Origin of the sequence: Novipirellula sp., from assembly GCF_041583735.1 — a bacterium.
Classification (GTDB): domain Bacteria; phylum Planctomycetota; class Planctomycetia; order Pirellulales; family Pirellulaceae; genus Novipirellula.
The window spans coordinates 1-2574 of sequence record NZ_JBFHFD010000912.1 but is presented as its reverse complement, the minus strand read 5'-3'; the positions used below and the strand labels follow the sequence as shown (position 1 = coordinate 2574).

Genomic DNA, 2574 nt, shown 5'->3' with positions numbered 1-2574 from the left:
TTATCAGGCCGTGTGGTCGCATCGGCCATTCGAGCGATCGACAACGAAGAAGTATTGGAGGCCAGGATTGCGTTGGCCGCTAGCAATTTATCGAGTCCAGCAAAGACTGCGTCTTTGACATCCGCGCGTTCGACCACCGCTTCGACGACCAAGTCGGCTCCCTCGATTGCTTGGTCGCTGACGGTGACATGGACTCGGTCCAGGATCGACTCACGATCGCGTTCGGACAGATTACGGTGCTTGGCCAATTTGTCGACCAGCGAAACGACGCGTTTGCGTCCCGCCTGGGCCGCGTCCTCGTCGATTTCTTTGATCACCACGTCATAGCCGTTACAGGCAGCCAATTGCCCAATCCCCGCTCCCATCGCGCCGGCGCCGATCACGCCAATCTTACGAATCGGTTCCTCGTGCACCGTCGTGGTCGGTGATGCCCAGGTACGAAGATCGCGAGCCGATTCACGGGCAAAGAAAAGTTGCAACAGATTGCGGCAGGTCGGCGTTGCCAACAAATCAACAAACTCGCTCCGTTCGGCCATAAATCCATCGGGACGCAATCCATAGCTGCAACGCACCGCCTTGATCGCCGATTTGAGTGCGGGGTAATGGGACGCCTTGGAGCGAATTTTCTTTTCTGCTGCGGCAAAGATCAGCGAGCGTCCCAAGGCTGTCGCCTCAAGCCACTTTTGAATCATCGGCTGCTTGCGTCCGCTCTGGCTGACCACGTCCTCTTCGAGAATTTGAACGATAAAATCAGCGACTTCGCTTTCCCAGTTTTCTGGATCAATTGCACGGTCGATCAATCCGATCTTCGCCGCCTCACTCGCCGACAAGTGCTTGCCCTGCAAAATCAAACTCAGTGCATTGGTCAATCCGACCACACGTGGCAGCCGCTGGGTACCGCCCCAACCGGGAATCAAACCCAATTTGATTTCAGGCAGCCCGATCTTTGTACTGCTGTTGTCGCGAGCGATGCGGTAATCACACGCCAGCGACCATTCCAATCCGCCGCCTAGACAGGGACCATGGATCACGGCAAGCGTTGGCATTGGTAACCAATTGATCCGGTCAAACAGTTGTTGTCCGCAGTCAATCAGCTGCGTCGCCTGGGCGGGCGATTCAATATTTACGATTGCTTTGACATCGGCGCCCGCCAAGAAGCCGCTTTCTTTGCCGCTACGGAAAACGACTAACTCGCAATCGCCACGATGTTCTAAATCGTGAACGATCGCTTCGAGTTCGGTCATCACGTCACGATCAAGAATATTCAGGGGACGATCGGGCACGTCGAGCGACACGGTGGTGACACCTCGCACATCGGTCGTGACGCTGAATGCTTTGTAACGGTCAGTACTCATACTAGGACTCCAATTCGGTTTCGAGAGCGATGGCGACACCTTGGCCTCCACCAACGCAAAGTGTGGCAAGTCCTCGGCGTTTGCCGGAAGCTCGCAAGGCACGAAGCATCGTTAAGATCAGACGGGTGCCGGTGGTACCGACGGGATGGCCCAGCGCAATAGCCCCGCCGTGGATGTTGACGATGTCAGGATTCATTTGTCCGATTGCGGTGGGACGCGATAATTCTTTTTCAGCAAACGACTTCGATTGCATCGCACGGTCACAACCGATCACTTGCGCTGCGAACGCTTCGTTAATTTCAATCAATTCAAAATCCGATAACGACATTCCCGTTTCGTCCAACAGTTTTGCCGTCGCATAAACCGGGCCGAGCCCCATCCGTTTCGGATCACAACCGGCGATCGCTGCGGCGGTGATATACCCCAGCGGCGGGCGCGAAAAACGATCGAGGTTGTTCGTGGCGGAAAGCACCACTGCGGCAGCCCCGTCGGTCAACGGGCAACTATTTCCGGCGGTCACCGATCCATCGCGTTTGAATATCGGTTTCAGTTTGGCAAGTTGCTCGAGCGTTTGCCCGGGGCGAATGCAGTTGTCTTTGTCCATCGGCTTGCCACGATTCAGGGGAACCTCGACAATTTCGCCTGACAGGAAGCATTTTTCTTGAGCCGCAGCCGCCTTGTGATGGCTCGCCAAAGCAAACTCGTCCTGCTGAGCTCGCGTGATCGCGAAATCATGAGCGAGCACCTCGGCGGTCTCGCCCATGTTCAATCCCGATACCGGATCGGTCAGCCCCAATTCGACTCCGGCGACCGGTTTAAAATGTTTTGGGCGAAAGGCCGCGAACGCAGCGATTCGTTGCCGAAGCGTCTTGGCCCGCGCGACTCGCATCCACGCTTCGGTTGCCTTGCGGCTGTACAACAGAGGGATCTGCGACATCGACTCGGTACCGCCCGCGACAATCGTTTTCGCGCGACCACCGCTGATAATACTGCAGCCTTGCAAAATCGATTCCATCCCGGAGGCACAGTTGCGATTGACGGTATGCGCGATACGGTCGATCGGCACGCTGCTTTTTAGCGCGATCACGCGAGCCACGTTGGCCGAATCGGCGGGACCCGCGACATTGCCGATGATGACTTCGTCCACCGCATCGGGCGTCAACTCACACCGCTGCAGCGCTTCGGTGACGGCTATTCGACCTAACTCGACCGCAGACAC

At 56.6% G+C, this 2574-nt stretch carries 2 protein-coding genes; both read right to left on the bottom strand.

What is annotated here, in order from left to right:
- Window positions 1-1355: 3-hydroxyacyl-CoA dehydrogenase NAD-binding domain-containing protein (locus ABX962_RS34475; protein ID WP_372726190.1), on the bottom strand; the 1355-nt coding region annotated here is incomplete at its 3' end.
- Window position 1356: 1 nt separating this feature from the next.
- Window positions 1357-2574, bottom strand: a 1218-nt coding sequence (locus tag ABX962_RS34470) for an acetyl-CoA C-acyltransferase (RefSeq protein WP_372726189.1), incomplete at its 5' end; no start/stop codon positions are given.